Raw genomic sequence first — 19373 nt, 5'->3', positions numbered from 1 at the left:
GGCGTTCTCCTCCCTGTCTGCGAGGATGTCGTCCATGAACGACCTGGTGGTGCCCCTTGTCGTCGGTCTGGCGGGCCCGCTGATGATCGCGCTCTCGCTGTGGTTCCGGGTGGGCAGGCCGGTGCTGATGAGCCGCTGGATGGATCCCTGGTCGGAGGACTGGCAGGCCGAGCGCAGTGTGCTCCTCGGCCTGCCGACGGCCGGTGCGATGCTGCTCTGCGTCGCTGCGGTCGGAGCGATCCCCGAGTGGAACGCCCTGCGCCTCCTCGTCGTCGGCGCGATGGGGCTCTTGGTCGTACCGATGCTCTATTGCCTGACCGCCCCGCTGCCGCTGCCGGGTTTCCTCTACCCCGCCTGGGCCCGCGCGCTGCGCGACACCCGTGAGGAGCGCATGGAGGCGCTCCTGTCAGAACTGTCCGATGGGGACTGAGCCCGACCGGGGCTGATTCCGGCCGGGTCCGGGCCCGAAGCAGCGGGCCGACGGGAGGGCTGATGCGCCGGAGCGGTTCGCGCCCACGCGCGTCGGCTGACAGACTGGCGAAAACCGATTCACCGCCGAGAGGATCGACGAGGATGCCCGCCGCGCTCACCCCCACCTCCGAGGGCTTGCTCCGTCACGGGGAGCCGCACATGAACGTCTCCGGCGCGCTGCACTACTTCCGCGTCCACCCCGCGCAGTGGCGGGACCGCCTGCGCCGCCCCAGCAGACGCTCTACGTCCCCGCCCCGCTCCTGCGCGCCGGCCGCAACGAGGTGCTGCTGCTGGACCTCGAACGTCGGCCGACGCGCTTCGCGCTCGCCGAGTCGCACCATTTCGGACGTGCCCCCCCACGCCCACCCCACCACCGAGGAGAGCTGATCCCCGTGACTTCGACCCCTGACCTGCGCATCGGCGTGATCGGCATGGGCGCCCGCTCCGATCTCGCCTCCCATGCCCACCGCCCCGGCGAGGGCTCCCGCGTCACCGTCGTCGCCGACCCGGCCGAGCGCGGCCGCGCGCTCGCCCGCGATCGCTTCGGTGAGGAAGTCGCCACCACCCGCTCCGTGGAGGAGCTGCTGGCCGAGCACGAGGTCGACGCGGTGATGATCCTCGCCCCCGACTTCGCGCACGCCGGCATCGCGCGGCAGACCCTCGCCGCCGGGATCCCCACCTTCTGCGAGAAGCCGATGGCGATCTCCCTCGAGGACGCCGACGCGATGCTCGAGATCGCGAAGGAGAAGCGGGCGCGGCTGTACATCGGCCACAACATGCGGCACATGCCGGTGGTGCGGCAGATGAAGGCGATCGTCGACTCCGGCCGGATCGGCAGGGTGCGGGCGATCTGGTGCCGCCACTTCGTAGGCGCCGGCGGCGACTTCTACTTCAAGGACTGGCACGCCGAGCGGGAGAAGGCCATGAGCCTGCTGCTGCAGAAGGGCGCCCACGACATCGACGTGATCCACTGGCTCGCCGGCGGCTCCACCCGTCGCGTCTCCGGCATCGGTGACCTCGCGGTCTACGGCGGCATCACCGACCGCCGCGACAACTCGGACCGCCGCATGGGGGAGTGGTACGACGAGGACATCTGGCCGCCCACCGCGCAGAAGGAGCTGAACCCCGTCGTCGACCTCGAGGACATCTCGATGCTGCAGATGACGCTGGACAACGGAGTGCTCGCCTCCTACCAGCAGTGCCACTTCACCCCCGACTACTGGCGGAACTACACCGTGATCGGGGACGCCGGACGGATCGAGAACATGGGCGACGGCGCCGGCGACCAGATCCACCTGTGGACCTCGCGCCGCTCCGGGCCCGGCCGGCCCGACGACGTCGAGGTGATCGCCCGCGCCGAGGGCGGCCACGGCGGCGCCGACCCGAGCCTCGTCGCCGAGTTCCTGCGCTTCGCCCGCAGCGGCGGCCGCACCGAGGTCTCCGTGATCGCGGCCCGCGAGGCGGTGGCGACCGGGGTGCGCGGCGCGGAGTCGATCCGCTCCGGTGGCGTGCCGCTCGAGGTGCCGCCGGTGGCGGACGAGATCAGGGAGTACTTCGACGGCGGGCAGGTCTGAGGTCGCGCGGTCCCGGTGCAAGCCGCCTCCGGGGGATCGCCCCTCGGGGCGCGGAACTGTTCCCGGCCGAGGACCCGCTGCTCACGGCCGTCGACGGGACCGAGATCATCACCGCCGAGGAGGTGCACCTGCTCGGCGACCAGCTGCACCCCACGCCGGAGGGCTACCGGGTGATGGCGGGGCGGCTCGCGCCCCGGACGACCGAGGCGCTCGTCGAAGCACCTACCCCTTCTGCCGGCCTTTGAAACGGGGCTCCTTCTTGTTGATCACGTAGAGCCGGCCGCGGCGGCGCACCACCTGGGCGCCGGGGCGGGCGGCGAGGGAGCGGAGCGAGGAGCGGACCTTCATCGCGTCGCCTGCCCGTAGCGGCGGCGGAAGCGCTCCACGCGACCGGCGGTGTCCAGCACCTTGGACTGCCCCGTGTAGAAGGGGTGCGAGGCGGAGGAGACCTCCACGTCGATGACCGGGTACTCCTGGCCATCGGTCCAGGTGATGGTGCGCTCCGAGGTGGCTGTGGAGCGGGTGAGGAAGGAGAAGTCGGCGCTCGCGTCGCGGAAGACGACGGGCCGGTAGTCGGGATGGATGGACGGCTTCATGGGATGTCCTCCTTCAGAGGATGGGGTGGGGCGAGCCGGAGCTCACCAGCTGGACTTCGTCACGCCCGGCAGCTCGCCGCGGTGGGCGGCCTCGCGGAAGCGCACCCGGGAGAGCCCGAAGGTGCGCAGGAACCCGCGCGGACGGCCGTCGATCGCATCGCGGTTCCGCAGTCGGGTGGGGCTCGCATCGCGCGGCAGGCGCTGAAGGGCGCGTCGGGCGATGACCTTCTCCGAGGTGGTCGCCTGCTTGTCCTTGATCGTCCGCTTCAGGGCCGCACGCTGCTCGGCGTATCGGGCCACGGTCTCGCGGCGCCGTGCGTCGGCGGCGATCTTCGAGGTCTTCGCCATCAGCGCTCCTCGCGGAACTCGACGACCTCGCGCACGCGGGGGTCGAACTTCCGCGCGACAAGCCGGTCGGGGGTGTTCCGTCGGTTCTTGGTGGTCATGTACGTGTATCCGGTGCTGGCGGTGGAGCGCATCTTGATGACGCCTCGGATGTCGTTCTTCCTGGCCATAAGGGGTTTCCTCTCAGATCTTCTCTCCGCGGGCGCGGATCTCGGCGACGACCGCCTCGATCCCGCGGCGGTCGATGGTGCGCAGCCCCCGGGCGGAGACGCGCAGGCGCACGGTCCGACCGAGCGAGGGGACAAAGAACCTCTTCGTCTGCACGTTGGGGTCGAAGCGTCGCGAGGTGCGGCGGTGCGAATGGGACACGGACTTCCCGAAGCGGGGGGCCGCTCCGGTGACTTGACAGCGCTGGGACATGGGCAGCGATACTAATAATGAGAATGATTATCGTCAAGCAGGAAGTGCAGGACCCATGCCCGAGAGCCGCTCCTCGATGCCCGTCTCCCCCGAACCCCTCCCGGGGGCTCGGCATTCCCGCCCTGTCGCCGTCGTCACGGCGCTCGACGAGGTGCTGCGCGACGCCCTGGTGGCGAGCCTCCTCCTGGACGGCGAGGGGCTCCTCGCCCTGCGCTACGAGGTCGTCGAGGACTCCTCCGCCCTGCGTCGCCTCGTCGTCGCGGCCGACGGGGTGCGCGAGGACGAGCTGGTCGACCTCGCCCACCCCTGCGTCTCCTGCGCCATGCGCGAGGACGCCGTGCCGACCCTCGCCCGCCTCGCCGGGCTCCCCGGGGCGGCCGGCATCCTGCTCGCCCCGCCGCTGAGCGCCGACCCGTCGATCGTGGCGGGCACGCTGCGTCCCCACGAGGACGCCTGGCACCTCGCCTCCGCGGTCGCGCTCGCCGCGGCCGGCACCGCCTCCGAGGACCTCCTGGGCGACGCGACGCTCGCCGAGCGCGGGCTGCGCTGGGCCGACGGCGACGCCCGCTCCGTCGGCGAGGCGCTCGCCGCCCAGCTCGAGTACTCCGACCTGCTCGTGCTCTCCGGCGACGCGGACGGCGCCGGGGCCGAGCTCGTCGAGCACCTGCGCGCCCCCGAGCAGCGGCTCCTCCACGACCCCTTCGTCGCGACCGTGCAGGACGTGCTCGGCGGCCGGCTCGACCACACTGCCGGTCTGCGTCGCCGCGACGCGCGGTACGTCGAGCCCTACGGCGGCCCCACCGACCACGGCACCTGGACCCTCGACCTGCTCTGCGAGCGGCCCTTCCATCCGGGCCGGTTGCTCGAGAACATCGAAGCGCTCGGCGGCGGGCGCCTGCGCGGGCGCGGCCGCTTCTGGGTGCCGGACCGCCCGGACAGCATCTGCCAGTGGGACGGCGCGGGTGGCCAGGTCTCCATCGGCGCCGTCTGGCGGACCGACTCCGAGCTGCCCACCACGCGGCTCGTCGTCACCGGGCAGGACCCCGAGGACCTGCCGCGGGTGCGGGACGCCTTCGCCCGCAGCCTGCTCACCCCGCAGGAATGGGCGCGAGTCCTCGCACCGTGGCTCGGCGCCGAGGACCCCCTCGCACCCTGGCTCGGGGAGCGGGACGCCAGGGTGTGAGAGGGCCCATGGGTGTGCTCAGGCTGCCGTGACGGTGCGTCGGGCGCGGCTGCGGTGGGTGAGGACCACGAGGGTGAGCAGCGTTCCCACGCTCACCGCCGCCACCACGATCCGCAGCGCCGTGCACACCGCACCCGTCCAGGCCACGTGCCTGGCCGGGACCAGCACCCCGCGCTGCTGGCGGCGAGTCCGGTCGCACGGTCCCGCCGACGACGAGAGCCGTGACCCGGGCCGGACGAGCTTGCTCGTCGGCGCCGGGTCACGGCTCTCAGCATGTGCGGGTGCGCCGCCCGTCGGGGCGGTGCGGGGGTCCTCAGGCGGTCGCGGTCCTCGCCGGCAGCACCTTGTCGGCGTAGCGGCGGCGGAAGCGCTCGACGCGCCCGGCGGTGTCCAGCACGGTGCCGCGACCGGTCCAGAACGGATGCGAGGCCGAGGAGACCTCGACGTCGATCACCGGGTACTCCCGGCCGTCCTCCCAGGTCACGGACTTGTCCGAGGTGCGAGTCGAGTTGGTCAGGAAGGATTCCCCGGCGCTCCGGTCCCGGAACACGACGGGTCGGTACTGAGGGTGGATGTTCTTCTGCATGGCGATCTCCTCACCGCGTCGATGGCTGAAGAGTCAACGACGCAGGGCGTTCGCGTATTCCCACGGGGCCCGGCCGGCTGCCGCAGCTGGTCGCGGCGCCCGCCGCCGTGAGGCGACGGGCGCCGCGCAAGGTCAGGCGGAGGCACCGACGAGTGTGCGTCGGGCCTGCTCCTCCTGCACGGCACGGCCTCCGGTGCGCGCCAGGTGCGCGGCGGAGGAGAGGTCCACCTCGATGACGGGATAGACGTTCCCGTCCTCCCAGGTGGTGGAGTGCTCCGAGGTGCGGGTGGAGCGGGAGAGGTAGCGCAGCCCGGCGCTCTGGTCGCGGAAGACGACGAGATGGGGCTGAGGTCGATGGTGCTGATTTCGGGTGGTCGTCATGGTGCTTCTCCTTCGATGTCGGCGCGCGGCCGACGTGATGTCTGTGTCCGGCACGGTGCCGGGAGGGTGTGCGTGCGGCAGCTCCGCCGGGGCGGAGCGAGGCATCCGTGTCCCGCCGCGCAAGGCTGTCGATGCCGCTGCGAGATGGCGGGGTGCTCGCGGCGCCCGCTGGGGCGGGCTGCTCGCGCTGCACGCGGTGCGAGGGCCGGGGCGCCGCCGTCATGGCGGGTCCGGCCGGGAGGCTCGCACATCCGGCGACGGCTGGGGCCATCATCCGGAGCTATGCACGCTACGGGGTGGTCAACGGGGATGTCCAGGGGTTTATTCCGTGGCAGTGGGGCGGCGGGCCGATGTGGTGAGCGACTGCACAGACGGCACTCCGTGGTGCGGGGTCTTTTCGAGCTCGACTGTCGGTGAGATGGGCGAAGATTCATCCATCTGCCTCGGAGTGTCGGGGCCTCAATACGAAAGGGTGCCGTGCGCCGCGCGGCACAGGTGATGACAGTGTCCATGCCCCCGCAGTTCCCGGGTGACCCGCAGCAGCCGATGCCGGGGTCGCCGAACTCCCACCCTCAGGGGCAGCCGCGCTTCGGCGCGACGCCGGCCGGTGGATCGCCGAGCTGGGCGAGCTCCCCGTATCCCGCCCAGGGATCTCCGTACCCTGCCTCGGCGAATCCGGCGGGACCGTACGGTGACGGGCAGTTCCGTCCGGTGGGCGGTCCCGGCGGCCACCCCGAGCCCCCGCGGAAGAAGCGGACCTGGATCTGGTTCGTCGTCGGCTGCGGTGTCCTCCTGCTGATCGGTCTGCTCGGCCTCGGCGGATGCGTCGCCCTGGTCGCGTCGTCGGGCTCGAGCGACGACGGCGTGCGCGCCGGCGATCCGGTGACGACCGCGACCGCCGTCGAGGACGCCGAGGCGGAGGAGGCTGTCGAGGAGGACGCCGCGGAGGAGGACACCTCCGAGCCCGCGTCGGCCCCCGAGGTCGGCACCTCGCGCGACAATCCCGCACAGCCGGTCACCGACGCGATCGCGATCGAGACCAGCGGGGGGACCATGTCCGTCACCCTCGGCAACGTCACCTGGGATGCGAACAGCGCCATCGCCGAGGCCAACATGTTCAACGAGGAGGCGCCCGAGGGGCAGGTCTACATCACCGTCCCGGTGACGGTGCAGTACACCGGACCGGAGTCGATCACCCCGTGGATCGAGCTCTACATCTCCTATGTCGCCGAGGACGGTCGGTCCTACGACGAGGCCTCCGTGGTCCTCGAGGGCGACTTCATGGACGTCGGCGATCTCTACGACGGCGGCACCGCCGAGGGCACCATGGCCTTCCTCATCCCCGAGGAGGCGGTCGGCTCGGGTGCGTTCAGCGTCGAGGGCTTCCTGACCTCCGGCACGTACTTCGTCGCAGCGGTCTGAGCTGCTCGACGGCTGAGCGTGACGGCGGGTGGCCTTCGGGTCACCCGCCGTCCTCGTCGTGGTGGCCGCGGCCGGCGGCCCGATCCACGATCAGCAGCACGTCGGCCGGACCGCCCTCGGCGCCGAAGGCGTGGGGGACCAGGGTGTCGAACTCGGCGGACTGGTCCTGGGTGATGCGATGGCGCTGAGCGCCGAGCTGCAGGATCAGCGTCCCCGAGAGCACCACCAGCCACTCCTGGCCGGTGTGGGCGCGCATCCGCGCGGGATCCGGGGGCGGGTCCACGACCCGTCGGCGCAGGATCACGGTGTCGGGGGAGCGGCGCATCTGCCAGCGCAGCGCGTCCATGCCGTGGTCCTTCACCGGGTTCGAGACGACCTGCGCGCCCTGCATCGCCACGAGCTCGTCGAGGCTCGTGTCCAGAGCGCGCGAGAGGTCCACCAGCTGGTCCAGGGCCAGGCGCCGCCCGCCGCTCTCGATCCGCGAGAGCGTCGAGGCGCTCAGGTGGGTGCGGCCGGCGAGATCGTCGAGCGTGAGCCCCTGGGCGAGACGCAGCGCACGCAGCCTCTTGCGCACCAGGTCGTCGAGCTCCGCCGTTCCTTGCGACATGAGCAAGAGTGTATGCAGGCGAGGCAAGCCGGTCCAGGGTGGAGGCATCGCCCCGCCGAGGGGCGCAGCACCCGACCGAGAGGACCCCGCCATGACCGGCCATGACCAGCACGCCGCCCCCGCCCTGCCCGAGACGACGAAGACCGGCCCGTTCGCCGCTGACCCGGCGCACTCCGACCCGCTGCCCGAGACGCTCATCGACGCCGTCGTGATCGGCGGCGGCGCCGCCGGGCTGAACGGCGCACTCATGCTCGCCCGCTCCCGCCGCAGCGTCGTCGTGCTCGACGCAGGCCACCCGCGCAACGCCCCCGCCGAGGGGATCCACGGCCTGCTCGGCAACGAGGGCACCCCGCCCGGTGAGTTCCTCGCCCGGGGCCGGGCCGAGGTGCGGCAGTACGGAGGGCTCGTCGTCCGCGGCGAGGTCGCCTCCGCCCGCGCCGTCGACCCGTCGGCCGACGGGGACCTGCGCTTCGAGATCACCCTGGCCGACGGGCGCGCCCTCACCGCGCGCCGGGTCCTGGTCGCCACCGGCATCCTCGACGAGCTGCCGGAGATCGCCGGCCTCGCCGAGCACTGGGGTCACGACCTCGTCCACTGCCTCTTCTGCCACGGCTACGAGGTGCGCGACCGGGCGATCGGCGTGATCGCGAGCCTGCCCTTCCATGCCCATCTCGCCCTCATGTTCCGCGCGCTGAGCGAGGACGTCGAGGTCTTCGCCGCAGGCGTCGAGTTCGACCCCGCCGCCCGCGAGCGCTTCGCCGCGCTCGGCGTCACCGTGCACGAGACCGAGATCCAGGAGGTCCTCGCCGGGCCCGACGGCGGGATCACCGGTGTCCGCCTCGCGAGCGGCGAGGTGGTCGCGCGCTCCGTGCTCGCCGCCGGCACCCGGATGACCCCGCGCCTGGACGGGCTGGACGGCCTCGGGCTCGCCCTCGAGGAGCTGCCCGCCGGGATGGGGCAGAAGGTCGCCACCGGCCAGGCCGGCACCACCGAGGTGCCCGGCGTGTGGGTCGCCGGGAACGCCGCGGACCCCACCGCGCAGGTCGGGGCGTCCGCCGCGGCCGGGGCGCTCGCCGGCGCGCACCTGCACGGCGCGCTCGTCATGGCCGACGCCGACGCGGCGGTCGCCGCGCTCGCCCCGCAGGGCTGAGCGAGGCCCCGGGGCGGAGGAGGCCCAGGGGCGATGGCCGTGCGATGGCCGGGGCCACGCGACGGCCGGGAGCGGCGACGGGAGGTCGCCCCGTCGCCGCTCCACCGCCCTGCTGCTCAGAGTGTGAGCAGCACCTTCGTCGCGCGGCGCTCGTCCATCGCGGCGTAGCCCTCGGCTGCATCCTCCAGCGGGAGCGTGAGGTCGAAGACCTTCCCCGGATCGATCTCGCGACGCCAGATCAGGTCGATCAGCTCGGGCAGGTAGCGGCGCACCGGGGCGGGCCCGCCGTGGAGATGGACCGCGGAGAAGAACAGCTCGTCCCCGGGGATCTGCACGTCGTGGGAGACGCCCACGAAGCCCACCGCGCCGCCGGGGCGCGTGGCGCGGAGCGCCTGCATCATCGACTCCTGGGTGCCGACTGCCTCGATCGTGGAGTGCGCGCCGAGCCCGCCGGTGAGCTCCTTCAGCGCCGCGACGCCCTCGTCGCCGCGGGCCTCGATGATGTCGGTGGCCCCGTACTCGCGGGCCAGGGCCTGCCGCTCGGGGTGACGGCTGAAGACGATGATCCGCTCGGCGCCCATCTGCCGGGCGGCCAGCACGCCCATCAGGCCCACCGCGCCGTCTCCGACCACGGCGACGGTCCGGCCCGGTCCGGCGCCGGCGGCGTCGGCCGCGAACCAGCCGGTGCCCAGCACGTCGGAGGCGGCCAGCAGCGAGGGGATCAGGTCCGGGTCGGGCATGCCGGGGGTCTTCACCAGGGTGCCGTCGGCGAAGGGGATCCGGGCCCTCTCGGCCTGGGTGCCGATCTGCCCGTCGACGAAGATCGCGTGCACGCAGCGGGAGGGGTGCCCCTCCCGGCAGATCTCGCACGTCCCGCAGGAGATCACGAAGGAGCCGACCACGAAGTCGCCCACCTCGAGGGTGCTCACCTCGTCGCCGACCTCCTCGACGACGCCCACGTACTCGTGGCCCATGTGCTGATGGTCGGGGGTGTCGGCGCCGCGGTAGGGCCACAGGTCGGAGCCGCAGATGCAGGTGGCGGCGAGGCGGATGACGGCGTCGGTGGGGTCGATGATCTGCGGGTCCTCGCGCTCCTCGACGCGGACGTCGCCGGGGGCGTGCATGATGACTGCGCGCATGGGGGTTCTCCTTCTGGTCGGGACGCGGACCATTCCACGCCCTGCTCGGCACGCGGGGGAGTCCCTGGCGAGGGGTGTACCGACAGGGCGCCCTCCACGACGGGCGCGGCGGGGGGCGGCGGCCTATCGTGACGCCATGGACAACAGAGCCGAGGTGCGCGAGTTCCTCATGTCGCGCCGCGCGAAGGTCACGCCGCAGGAGACGGGGCTGCCGGCGGGCGGGTCCCGCCGCGTGCCGGGGCTGCGCCGCAGCGAGGTCGCGGAGCTCGCCGGGGTGAGCGTCGAGTACTACGCGAAGCTCGAGCGCGGCGCGATCGCCGGCGCCTCCGCCGCGGTGCTCGATGCGCTCGCCACCGCGCTGCGGATGGACGAGACCGAGCGGCGTCACCTGCTCGACCTCGCCCGCGCGGCCGACGGGATCCCCACCTCGGGCCGGACCCGCAGACCCCGCAGCTGCGGGGTCGCACCCGTGCGCGAGGGCACCCGCTGGATGATGGACTCGCTGACCGGTGCGATCGCCTTCGTGCGCGATCAGCACCAGAACATGGTCGCGGTCAACGCGCTGGGCCGCGCCTTCTACTCCCCGCTGCTGGGGGAGGAGGGTGCCGGCGGGCGGGTGCCCAACCTCGCCCGCTTCCAGTTCCTCGATCCCGCCTCGCGCGACTTCTACCCGGACTGGGAGCGGTTCGCCGAGATGTGCGTGGGGATCATGCGCGCCGAGGCCGGGCGCGACCCCCACGACCCGGTGATGCAGGAGCTGGTGGGGGAGCTGTCCACCTGCTCGGAGACCTTCCGCAGGCTCTGGGGAGCGCACGACGTCCGCACCCACGGCTCCGGCACCAAGCGCTTCGTCCACCCAGTGGCGGGGGAGGTCGAGCTCGCCTACGAGGAGCTCGCGGTGACCGCCGAGCCCGGCCGGGTGATGCTCGTCTACACCGCCGAGCCCGGCTCGACCAGCGCCGAGCGCCTGCGTCTGCTCGCCAGCTGGGCGGCATCAGAGCAGGATCTGCGGCCTGCGCGGGACGAGCAGGAGGCATAGTCCGCCAGGTGGGCTGTTCGAGCGTCCTTGCGTCAGCGCCGCGCTCACCTGCGAGTACGCCATCCGCCCCCGCGGCCGGCGCGGGGAGTCACGGGCCGGCCGCCGAGCCGCGTCGCGTGACGAGTCAGTTGGCCGCGGCGGATCCGGTTGCCCGCTCGGCCGCGGGGGCGGGCTCCTGGGCCCATGGCCGCAGCGGGGAGACGGCGTCGATGGCGTCGCGGCGGGGGCCTCGGGGACCGAGGACGACGTTCGAGGCCAGCGGGATCTGGTGGGACGCGCTCTCGAGGATGTGCATCAGGTACCCGGCAGTGTTCGGGAAGGCGAGGAGGTCACCGATCGCGACACCCTGCGGGAAGTCGAGCCGTCGACGCAGGATCAGCTCCGCCTCGATGCAGTACGCCCCGACGAGGAACGCGTGCAGCGGCGCAGAGCGTGGACCGTCGCCGGGGACCAGCAGCGGATCGACGAGGAAGTCGTCCGACGTGGATCGGCACTGGGTCCGATTCATCTCGAGCCCGACGAGCGGCACCCCATCGCTGGTCGTAGTGCGCTGCACGACGCGGGACAGCGTCAGGCCGCATCCGTCGAGCAGCGATCTGCCGGGTTCGCAGCGCAGCTCCAGACCCCGCTCCCTCAGCGCGACGGCTGCGGTCTCCCCGGTGGGGAGCCGTGTGCCCAGCACCTGTTCGAGCCATTCCCCGCGCACCGGTTCCTGGTGATACGGATAGACCTGGCGCAGGGGCTCTCCTCGCCACGTGACCGCGTCGGCGCCGTCGCTCGTCGACGCATCGTGCGCTGTCCAGAACGCGTCCCACTGACCGGCGTCGTCGAGATAGGACATCGGGACGCCCCCGCCGATGTCGATGAATCGAAGGTCGTGCCCGAGGTCGCGGAGCGCATCGCCGAGACGGAGCGCCTCGTCGAGGGCCAGGGCGCGGTGCTGCGCGGCATAGCCGTGGAGGTGGAAATGGACTCCGTCGATCCTGAGGCCGGCGGCGGAGGTCCGGGCGTGATCGGCCCAGTGCTGCCAGGTCGCCGCGGACTCCCCGAATCGTGTGGGGGCGATGCCGCTGGTCGGGGTCGGTGCGAGGCGGAGCGCGACGGGCTGCCGCCCACCGGTCCTGTTCTCCGCTGCGACCTGCAGGAAAGCCTCGGCCTCGTCGAGGTTGTCGAGCACCAGCACGACACCGGTGTCGCGGGCGAGGCGCAGCAGCTCCGGTGGCTTCACAGCGGCGGTCACCACGACGTCCTCGGGCGCGTACCCCTGGTCGAGCACCTGGGACAGCTCCCGGTGGCTCCCTACGTCCACCCCGTGACCGGCGCGTCTGGCGGACTCGACCAGGCCCAGGGTCTTGTTCGCCTTGCGCGCGACGAAGATCCTCAGCGGCACGCCGTGACGGGCGGCCGCGGACTCCAGCTCGGAGGCGTTGCGGGCCAGGGCCGAGAACTCGTGGACGTTCACCGGGCTGCCGTACTCCTCGATCAGTGCGGAGCAGGCCCGACGATCCGCCAGCAGCTCTCGCATCCACGGCTCGAGACGGGCGCTGAGCGGGGGGAGCCCGCCGCAGCGGCGTCGCAGGGCCTCGGTGTCGCCGGGCGGATGATCGGCGGTGGGGTCCGCAGCGGTCGAGGAAGAGGGGGCAGGTCTGGTCATCGCGAACCGATTCTCCGCTCGGGGGTGGTGGTCGTGGTCGGTCGGGGAGGGGCCGAGGGGCCGGCGTCGGTGCGGCGCAGTCTCGAGGTGATCCGCGCCGCCCAGAGACGGGGCTCGTCGTGGAGGTGCCGGTTCAGGGTGTCGTGTCCGATGACGTGGTCCTCCGTCGGGCGCCCGAGCAGGGCGAGGCCCTCCTGCCGCTGGCTCCGGCCGCCGGGACGGTCCCCGGCGAGCGCAGTGCCGTCGTGATCCACGGCCGCGCCGCGGCGTGCCGGTCGCACCTCCACCAGCCCCTGGTCCACCAATGCTCGCGAGAGCGGGTCGAGGATCCCCACGATCCCCGGCGGCGCCAGCACGGCATCGACCACGACGTCCGGAGGGGCGTGACCGAGCGGGGCGCCCTCGATGCCCGACGCGGTGATCCGGGCCCCGGCGTCCACCCAGGAGAGGTCCAGCGCCCCGGACCCGATCATGGCCAGCAGCATCTCCGCGACCTCAAGGGGAGGGCCGAACGCGAACCTCTCGAGCACCTGGGAGGCCCGACGGAAGCGAGCCCATTCCTCGGCGGGGGCCGCGGAACCGCGGACCGCGAGCGTGAGGGGGCGGTAGAGCCCTGCCCAGACGCGTCCGAGGATCCATGCGGGGCCGGGGGCCCGTCCGCCTCGGCCGATCTCCACGCTCCGTCGCAGGGCGTCCTCGGCGTGGCCCGGTCCGCGGTGCAGATCCGGGTCGGATCCCGAGGCCAGTGCGCCTTCGACCGCCTCTCGCACTAGGTGGGGATCCGTCCCCGTCGCAGCGAGGGCGGCCGTGGCGACGTCCAGGACGAGGTCGATCACGGCGTCGGGGCCGACGTCGGTCCGTTCGGTGGAGCCCAGGCGTCGAGCTCCCTCGGCGACGGCACGGCTCACCCCGGCCGGCAGTGGGAGCCGAGGGTCGGGCTTCGCGTCCAGGAGGCGGCCGTGGCGCGCCGTGGGCAGGAGGACCAGCGGCTCCTCGGAGCCGCGCCGGTGGAGGAGGCCGGGGACGCCGTCGGCGCGCGGGGTGAAGCGCCCGCCGCGCTCGAGGGTGAGCACGAGGGCGGCGTCGATGAACGTCAGGGCGCTGCCGCGCAGCGCCACCCGCGCGCCGGGCGGGACGTCATGAGAACCCAGCATCTCCGCGGCGGGCAGCACCGCCGGACGCAGCGGGATGGTCGAGGACCAGGTGCGGGCCAGGGCACCGGAGTGTTCCGCGGCATGTCCGGTGGCGAGCAGGATCTCTTCCACCGGCGGGAGCGCGCCGTGGCTCGCGGTCACGATCTCCCAAGCCCCGGCCGTGCGCCGGAGCGACACCGCGCGATCGCTCACGGTCCTCGCCGTCACCCCGGTCCGGGCCATGTCCGCCAGCACCCGGCGCCACCGCGCATGGAGGTACTCGCCGACCACGGCGCGCGGCGGGTAGGTCGCGGAGACGAGGGTGGGATGAGCTGCGGCGACCCAGTCGCGGAACGACGGGCTCGTCCCGGTTGCCGGGACGTCCAGCAGAGCGGCGTCGACGTTGAGTCGGAGGGAGTGCGGTTGGGTGACGTCGTAGGCGGCGCCGGTCCCCTCGACCGGTCCCGGGGCGACCACGGTGATCTCGAGGGCTCGGAGGGAGTCGTGGCGTGCGGCGTCGCTGAGCTGGGCGCACAGCTCCTCGAGCGCGAACAGCGCCTTGGGGCCGTCGCCGACGACGGCCAGGGAGAGCGGCTGATCGCCCGCCGGAGCGCCATCAACCACGGCGGGCGAGGGTCTGCAGGGCCGTGGTCGCGGTGGCGACGTCGGAGGGACCGGCGTGCAGCGTCGTGCGCACCCAGCTGTCGTCGTAGACGGTGCCGAGGTAGGGGACGCCGCTGTCGTGGACGATCAGGGCCACCCGGCTCCCAGGGGCGAGGTCCGACACGAGGGTTCCCAGCGCGTGCACGATGCCTCCCGTCGAGGCGCCGGCGAGGATGCCCTCGCGCTCGGCGAGAAGTCGCGCGCCGACCACGCAGTCGAGCCCGCTGACGCGGACGACCCGGTCCGGGTCGACCGTGCGGGAGATGTCCGTGACCACTCCGGCGCCGAGACCGGGCAGAGGGCGAGGGGCTGCGGCCCCTCCGAACAGCACGCTCCCTTCCGCGTCCACGGCGACTGTGGTCGTGTCCATCGAGGTGCGTCGGAGGTACGCGCTGCATCCGGCGAGGGTGCCGGTGGTGCTCACCGCGGCCATCAGCACGTCGAGCCGGTGGCCGGTGGCTTCGGCGATCTCCCGCATGGTCCCGTCCTCATGGGCGGCCGGGTTCGCAGGGTTGCCGTACTGGTGGAGGTTCACGGCCCCCGGGATCTCCGAGAGGAGTCGTTCGACGCGACGCAGTCGAGCTGTGAGGAGGTCGCCGGTCTCCGGATCGGGGTCCGTCACCATCTCGATGCGTCCTCCGAGGGCCCGGATCGCCGCGACGGCGGTCCCGTTCGTGCGCGAGTCCACCACGCAGACGAAGCGCACAGAGTGCTCCAGGCACACTCGCGCCAGAGCCACACCGAGATTCCCCGAGCTGGACTCGACGACCGTGCCGCCTGGGCGCAGTCTGCCCGAGGCCACGGCATCGCGCACCATCGCCAGCGCAGGCCGGTCCTTGGTGCTGCCTCCCGGATTGGCGGATTCCAGCTTGGCCAGGACCTCGATGCCGGACTCCGGGAAGAGCCGGTCCAGGCGGACCAGCGGCGTTCGGCCGATCGCGGCGGAGACCCCGACCGCGATCGACTCGCGGCCCGTCGTCTGAGGGCGCCACGCGCCGGAGCCTTCGAGAGTGGTGCTCATCCGCTGCACGTTACGGCACCTCGCACCGACCGAGGGCTCTTTCGGCCAGGTGCGCTCCACCGGATCGGTCGGCACACCCCGGACACTGCATCGACCCAGCTCGGAGCGGTGGCGGGACGCACGACGAACCGGTGTCGCGAGGGTCGGCGAGGAACCGAACGGTCGGCAGCCCTCCTCCCGCAGCGGAGACGGGTACGTTGCAGTGGTCGCGAGTCGTCATGCGGTGAATGGCCGCGATGGCGCAGCCACCACGATCGGAAGGAACGCCATGAACGGTATCGAGGAGTTCGGACAGAGCGACGTCGTGCGCATCCTGCGAGGGACGGAGCTGGTCATGCTGACCACCGCGCTCCGGGACGGTGCGCTGGTCTCCCATCCGATGACGATCCAGGAGGTGAGCGACGACGTGGACGTGCTGTTCTTCGTGGGCCTCGACAGCGGGCATGCCGAGGCGCTGAGGCAGGGATCGGCCGTGAACCTCGCGGTGGCAGAGGGAGGGACCTGGCTCTCGGTGGCCGGGAAGGCGGTGTTCGAGGACGACCGCGCTCGGATCCGGGCTCTCTGGACCGATGCGGCCGAGGCCTACTTCCCGGAAGGGCCCGAGGACGAGAACCTGGGCCTGCTGCGGTTCTCCGGGGACTCCGCGCAGTACTGGGGCGTGCCGGGTGGGAAGGTCGCCGCGGTCGCACAGATCGTGAGGGCGCGACTGACCGGGGACCGACCTGCCGGCGGCACCGCGACCACAGATCTCTGAGCGCTGAGAGTCCGAGCCGTGGCGTCCTCGGAGCGGGAGGTGTCGACACGGGCGGCCGGGTGTTCGGCCCGGGCGGCCCCACCCCGCGCCATCGGGCGGTCCGCGCTCGGCCGACGGGAGCCCGAGCGGTGATCGCCCCGCCGGTCCGACCGGTCGGATCCCTGCTCTCGTCCCCGGGGCCGGGCATAGCATGCGGGCCTTCAGGCTCGACGACGACGGAGGCGCCATGGCTGATGGCTCGGACGGCATGGCGTCGACGCATGGCCCGGCGAGGCCCGGCCATGAGGCGCGACACCCGGTCCCCTCGTCCCGCGTTCCGGGCCGACGCTCCCGGCTCCGGGTGCTCGACGTCGAGACCGGCCGCGCCACCGTCGTCCACGAGTCCTCCGAGCTGCTCCTCGAGTCCGTGAGCTGGCCCGACGGGGGAGAGACGCTGATCGTGAGCGCAGGCGGTGCGCAGTGGGGCATCCCCGTCGGGGGAGGGGAGCCGCAGCGGCTCGGCCCCGCCCCGGCCCCGGCGGACCCCGTCGACGGAGCGACCGGGGCCGCAGGGGGCAGGCTCGACGAGGTCGTCCTCACCCGCGTCGGCGCGTGCCGGCTCGCGGACGGCACCTGGATCCCCCCGCGGGTCGTCCGCGTCCCCGGCGCCGGAGCAGTCCCGGCCGCTCCGGCCGACCGCGGTCGCGATCCCGGAGCGGCCCCTGACCCGCCGGGCGCCGCGCACGGCGGCGGCTGGGCCGTCTTCGACGCGGAGAGCGACCCCGCCGCGCCGGGGCATTCGCAGCTGTTCCGCATGCGACCCGACGGCACCGGGATCGAGCAGCTCACCCACGACGAGCGCGTGAACCGCTTCCCGCAGGTCTCCCCGGACGGTCGGCTGGTCGCCTACGTCAGCCGACCGCCCGGGGAGGAGGGTGCAGGCGGTGCCGACCCGCTCCTGCGCCTGTGTGCGGTGGACGGGTCGGGAGGGCGCGATCTCGCCCGTCTCCACGGCGTGCCGGGGACCGCGGGCGGGCACTGCTGGTCCCCGGACTCCCTCCACGTGGTCTGCCTCGATCGTCCGCAGGCGGACTGATCCCCGGCGGGCGGAGCGGGCCGGCGACGGTCGGCCTGCCGTTCAGCGGCGCCGGTCGCGGAGCGTCTTGAGCCAGCCGTCGGCCACGTCCCAGGCGGCGACCGCGAGGATCGAGACCACCAGGATCACGCCGAGGGTGTGCATGGACTGCGCGTCGATGTCGCCGACGGTGCGGCCCAGCTCGAGCAGGTCCGGGCTCAGCAGCAGGTCGTTCGCGAAGAGGGCCAGCGCCCAGCCCGCGAAGAGGAGCGCGAGGACGGTGTTCGCCACGGCGAGACCCGTGTTCCAGCGGCCCCTTGCGTGCAGCACGATCGCGTGGACCATCTCGGCCAGGACGATCGCGACCAGCAGCAGCGTCCACAGCGGCGACAGCCCCGGGTGCAGGGCCGGCAGCCAGTCGCCCTCGACGCGGACCAGCCCGATCAGCCGGTCCCAGCCGAGCGCGGCGAGCACGAGCCCGAGGAACACGAGGGAGGCGATCAGGTCGGCGCGGCCGGTGCCGGACTCCTTCGGCTCGGGCAGGTCCTCCACGCTCCACGTCTCGGCGGTGTCCGCGCCGGTGCGCTCGAGGATCACGAACACGAGCGTGGTCCAGAAGGCCACGTGCACGGCCGCGGTGAGCGCGGTCGAGATCGCCTGGCCGATGATGGTCCCGCCGTCGGCACCGATCAGCGCCTGGGACAGGCCCACGCCGACGAAGGCGCAGGCCGGGACGATCCACAGCAGCAGGATCAGCAGGCGTCGCCAGGTGAGGTAGTGGCGCGGCCCCAGCAGGTGCAGGGGTCGGTCGGCGTAGCCGGCGGCGAGCACCGCGGGGTCGCCGAGGCCGGTGAGGACCTCGCGCTCGGCGGCCTCAGGGTCCTCGCCCTGTTCGGTGCGGGCCTCGACGGCATCCGCGATGGAGGCGGCGAGCTCGGCGCGCACGTCCTCCTGGGACTCGGCGGGGAGGGAGCGGATGGTGGCGCTGATGTAGCGCTCGGTCAGGGTGGCGGACATGTCAGGACTCCTCGTGCGCGGGGTCGGGCTCGGTGAGGGAGGAGAGCGACTCGGTCAGAGCACGCCACTCCTGCTGGAGGGTCTCGGCCAGGCGGATCCCGTCGGCTGAGGTGGAGTAGAACTTCCGCGGCCGGGACTCCTCGGTGTTCCACTCGCTGGTGAGGAAGCCCTGCTTCTCGAGGCGCCGCAGCAGCGGGTAGAGGGTGTTCGCATCGGTGGGCAGGCCGTGGGAGTCCAGCCGTTCGAGCAGCGCGTAGCCGTAGCCGGGCTCGCGCAGCAGCTGCAGGCAGGCGAGCACGACCGTGCCGCGTCGCAGCTCCTGCAGGTGGGTGTCGACAGCATCGCTCATGCCCCACACCATAGTGTGTGAGACACAGTGTTGGCTAGGGGATAATGTCGTCCGAGGTCCGGAAGGGCGTGAGCGGTGCTCAGCCTGCGCGGCGCGCGGAGAAGCGATGCAGCAGCTGTGGGGAGTGTCCCGGGGCGACGCCGTGGACGCGGTCGAGCTCGAGCAGCTCCGGCAGCGGGTCGGCGCGCACGTCGACGAAGCCCGCCTCCTCCCAGGCCGCGCAGATCCGCTCCACCCCGGCGCGGGCGAAGGCGAGCTGGTCCACGGCCTGCGCGTCGTAGGCCTCGGCGAAATGCTCCTGGCGCGGGGTCGCGGGCGGCGCACCCCCGTCGTCCTCGGGCTCGAACCACTGCCCGTCGATCGCGACCAGCGCGCCGCCCGGGCGCAGCAGCTCGTGCCAGCGCCGCAGCGCCGTCGGGGCGTCCCGCAGCGTCCACAGCAGATAGCGGGAGACGATCGCGTCCATGCTGCGGTGCGGGAACGGCGGATCCGCGGCGTCGGCCTCCAGGAAGGTCGGAGGGTGCGGATGGCTCTCGAGCTTCGCCCGCGCCTGCGCGAGCATGCCGGGGGAGAGGTCGATGCCGGTGACGTCGTAGCCGTCGGCCGCGAGGAGGAGGGCGACGTTGCCGCTGCCCGTGCCGAGGTCGAGCACCTCGCGCGAGCCGGGCGGCAGCGCGGCGTCGAAGGCCCGCGACCAGGCCTCGCGCTCGCCGGGCAGGGAGAGCCGCGAGAGCTGGTGCTCGTCGTACTCGGCGGCCCAGCGGGTCCAGTAGCGGTTCCAGGCCCGTTGGTCCTCGGCGGCGGTGCGGGTCATC

At 73.1% G+C, this 19373-nt stretch carries 24 protein-coding genes; 8 read left to right on the top strand and 16 right to left on the bottom strand.

Translation table 11 applies throughout. The features are described from left to right. Positions 1-34 precede the first annotated feature (34 nt). On the top strand, positions 35-430 hold the full coding sequence (locus DEU31_RS10580; protein WP_010550726.1) for a hypothetical protein: 396 nt from the start codon (positions 35-37) through the stop codon (positions 428-430). Positions 431-863: 433 nt separating this feature from the next. Then, on the top strand, positions 864-2045 hold the full coding sequence (locus DEU31_RS10570; RefSeq protein ID WP_166649473.1) for a Gfo/Idh/MocA family oxidoreductase: 1182 nt from the start codon (positions 864-866) through the stop codon (positions 2043-2045). A gap of 222 nt (positions 2046-2267) precedes the next feature. Here DEU31_RS10570 and ykgO read toward each other — a convergent pair whose 3' ends face one another. Genes ykgO through rpmB form a run of 5 tightly spaced genes read right to left on the bottom strand, consistent with a single transcriptional unit; the run spans position 2268 to position 3406 of the window. Then, on the bottom strand, positions 2268-2393 hold the full coding sequence (ykgO, locus tag DEU31_RS10565; RefSeq protein ID WP_053917306.1) for a type B 50S ribosomal protein L36: 126 nt from the start codon (positions 2391-2393) through the stop codon (positions 2268-2270). After that, positions 2390-2641, bottom strand: a complete 252-nt coding sequence (locus tag DEU31_RS10560; RefSeq protein ID WP_053917305.1) for a type B 50S ribosomal protein L31 — start codon at positions 2639-2641, stop codon at positions 2390-2392. The genes ykgO and DEU31_RS10560 overlap by 4 nt, the downstream gene beginning before the upstream one ends. A 42-nt stretch (positions 2642-2683) precedes the next feature. After that, positions 2684-2989 (bottom strand): 30S ribosomal protein S14, encoded by a 306-nt coding sequence (gene rpsN, locus DEU31_RS10555; RefSeq protein WP_053917304.1) that lies wholly within the window; start codon positions 2987-2989, stop codon positions 2684-2686. Further along, positions 2989-3156, bottom strand: a complete 168-nt coding sequence (gene rpmG, locus DEU31_RS10550) for a 50S ribosomal protein L33 (RefSeq protein WP_133677082.1) — start codon at positions 3154-3156, stop codon at positions 2989-2991. Before rpmG ends, rpsN begins: the two co-directional genes overlap by 1 nt. Positions 3157-3169: 13 nt before the next feature. Then, positions 3170-3406 carry a 50S ribosomal protein L28 gene (gene rpmB / locus DEU31_RS10545; RefSeq protein ID WP_133677081.1) on the bottom strand — a complete coding sequence of 79 codons (237 nt, stop codon included), beginning with the start codon at positions 3404-3406 and terminating at the stop codon, positions 3170-3172. Between the two features lie 55 nt (positions 3407-3461). On the opposite strand from rpmB, the gene DEU31_RS10540 reads away from it, so the two are divergent. Next, on the top strand, positions 3462-4589 hold the full coding sequence (locus tag DEU31_RS10540; RefSeq protein ID WP_133677080.1) for a GTP-binding protein: 1128 nt from the start codon (positions 3462-3464) through the stop codon (positions 4587-4589). 18 nt (positions 4590-4607) lie between these two features. Here the strand turns inward: DEU31_RS10540 and DEU31_RS16815 are convergent, their stop codons facing one another. From DEU31_RS16815 to DEU31_RS10530, 3 genes are all read right to left on the bottom strand, one after another. Next, positions 4608-4757, bottom strand: coding sequence for a hypothetical protein (locus DEU31_RS16815; RefSeq protein ID WP_166649472.1), 150 nt, complete (start codon positions 4755-4757; stop codon positions 4608-4610). Between the two features lie 145 nt (positions 4758-4902). Continuing rightward, complete coding sequence (locus DEU31_RS10535; RefSeq protein ID WP_010550714.1) at positions 4903-5175, bottom strand: type B 50S ribosomal protein L31; 273 nt, start codon at positions 5173-5175, stop codon at positions 4903-4905. A 132-nt stretch (positions 5176-5307) separates the two neighbouring features. Further along, positions 5308-5556: a 50S ribosomal protein L31 gene (locus DEU31_RS10530; RefSeq protein WP_133677079.1), complete on the bottom strand. Its 249-nt coding sequence runs from the start codon at positions 5554-5556 to the stop codon at positions 5308-5310. Between the two features lie 711 nt (positions 5557-6267). Here DEU31_RS10530 and DEU31_RS10525 point away from each other — a divergent pair. Then, complete coding sequence (locus tag DEU31_RS10525) at positions 6268-6978, top strand: hypothetical protein (protein WP_133677078.1); 711 nt, start codon at positions 6268-6270, stop codon at positions 6976-6978. A gap of 40 nt (positions 6979-7018) precedes the next feature. Here DEU31_RS10525 and DEU31_RS10520 read toward each other — a convergent pair whose 3' ends face one another. Continuing rightward, entirely contained in the window at positions 7019-7585 is a 567-nt protein-coding gene (locus DEU31_RS10520; protein ID WP_133677077.1) for an XRE family transcriptional regulator, read from the bottom strand. A gap of 91 nt (positions 7586-7676) precedes the next feature. On the opposite strand from DEU31_RS10520, the gene DEU31_RS10515 reads away from it, so the two are divergent. After that, positions 7677-8735, top strand: a complete 1059-nt coding sequence (locus DEU31_RS10515) for an NAD(P)/FAD-dependent oxidoreductase (protein ID WP_133677076.1) — start codon at positions 7677-7679, stop codon at positions 8733-8735. A 116-nt stretch (positions 8736-8851) separates the two neighbouring features. Here the strand turns inward: DEU31_RS10515 and DEU31_RS10510 are convergent, their stop codons facing one another. Beyond that, positions 8852-9874: a zinc-dependent alcohol dehydrogenase family protein gene (locus DEU31_RS10510; RefSeq protein ID WP_133677075.1), complete on the bottom strand. Its 1023-nt coding sequence runs from the start codon at positions 9872-9874 to the stop codon at positions 8852-8854. Between the two features lie 136 nt (positions 9875-10010). Here DEU31_RS10510 and DEU31_RS10505 point away from each other — a divergent pair, with 136 nt between their 5' ends. Further along, positions 10011-10913 (top strand): helix-turn-helix transcriptional regulator, encoded by a 903-nt coding sequence (locus DEU31_RS10505; RefSeq protein WP_010550707.1) that lies wholly within the window; start codon positions 10011-10013, stop codon positions 10911-10913. Between the two features lie 124 nt (positions 10914-11037). Here DEU31_RS10505 and DEU31_RS10500 read toward each other — a convergent pair whose 3' ends face one another. Genes DEU31_RS10500 through DEU31_RS10490 form a run of 3 tightly spaced genes read right to left on the bottom strand, consistent with a single transcriptional unit; the run spans position 11038 to position 15384 of the window. Then, complete coding sequence (locus tag DEU31_RS10500; RefSeq protein WP_133677074.1) at positions 11038-12567, bottom strand: alanine racemase; 1530 nt, start codon at positions 12565-12567, stop codon at positions 11038-11040. After that, positions 12564-14324, bottom strand: coding sequence for an FAD/NAD(P)-binding domain-containing protein (locus tag DEU31_RS10495; protein WP_133677073.1), 1761 nt, complete (start codon positions 14322-14324; stop codon positions 12564-12566). Before DEU31_RS10495 ends, DEU31_RS10500 begins: the two co-directional genes overlap by 4 nt. Further along, positions 14317-15384, bottom strand: a complete 1068-nt coding sequence (locus DEU31_RS10490; RefSeq protein WP_010550704.1) for a pyridoxal-phosphate dependent enzyme — start codon at positions 15382-15384, stop codon at positions 14317-14319. The genes DEU31_RS10495 and DEU31_RS10490 overlap by 8 nt, the downstream gene beginning before the upstream one ends. Positions 15385-15652: 268 nt before the next feature. Between DEU31_RS10490 and DEU31_RS10485 the strand changes: the two genes are divergently transcribed. Both DEU31_RS10485 and DEU31_RS10480 read left to right on the top strand, forming a co-directional pair. Next, the gene (locus tag DEU31_RS10485) at positions 15653-16138 is read left to right on the top strand and encodes a pyridoxamine 5'-phosphate oxidase family protein (RefSeq protein WP_010550703.1); all 486 of its coding nucleotides are present in this window, start codon (positions 15653-15655) and stop codon (positions 16136-16138) included. A 340-nt stretch (positions 16139-16478) separates the two neighbouring features. Beyond that, positions 16479-17213: a hypothetical protein gene (locus DEU31_RS10480; protein WP_133677072.1), complete on the top strand. Its 735-nt coding sequence runs from the start codon at positions 16479-16481 to the stop codon at positions 17211-17213. Between the two features lie 42 nt (positions 17214-17255). Here the strand turns inward: DEU31_RS10480 and DEU31_RS10475 are convergent, their stop codons facing one another. From DEU31_RS10475 to DEU31_RS10465, 3 genes are all read right to left on the bottom strand, one after another. Then, a complete protein-coding gene (locus tag DEU31_RS10475) occupies positions 17256-18209 on the bottom strand; it encodes a permease prefix domain 1-containing protein (protein WP_133677071.1) in 954 nt (317 codons plus the stop codon). A gap of 1 nt (position 18210) precedes the next feature. Next, positions 18211-18558: a PadR family transcriptional regulator gene (locus DEU31_RS10470; RefSeq protein WP_010550700.1), complete on the bottom strand. Its 348-nt coding sequence runs from the start codon at positions 18556-18558 to the stop codon at positions 18211-18213. 79 nt (positions 18559-18637) lie between these two features. Next, positions 18638-19372, bottom strand: coding sequence for a class I SAM-dependent methyltransferase (locus DEU31_RS10465; RefSeq protein ID WP_133677070.1), 735 nt, complete (start codon positions 19370-19372; stop codon positions 18638-18640). Between the last annotated feature and the right edge of the window lies 1 nt (position 19373).

The organism is Brachybacterium sp. AG952 (genome assembly GCF_004362645.1).
In the GTDB taxonomy this organism is placed as follows: Bacteria; Actinomycetota; Actinomycetes; order Actinomycetales; family Dermabacteraceae; genus Brachybacterium; species Brachybacterium conglomeratum.
The sequence above is the reverse complement of the archived record's forward strand: the minus strand, read 5'-3'. Positions and strand labels throughout refer to the sequence as shown.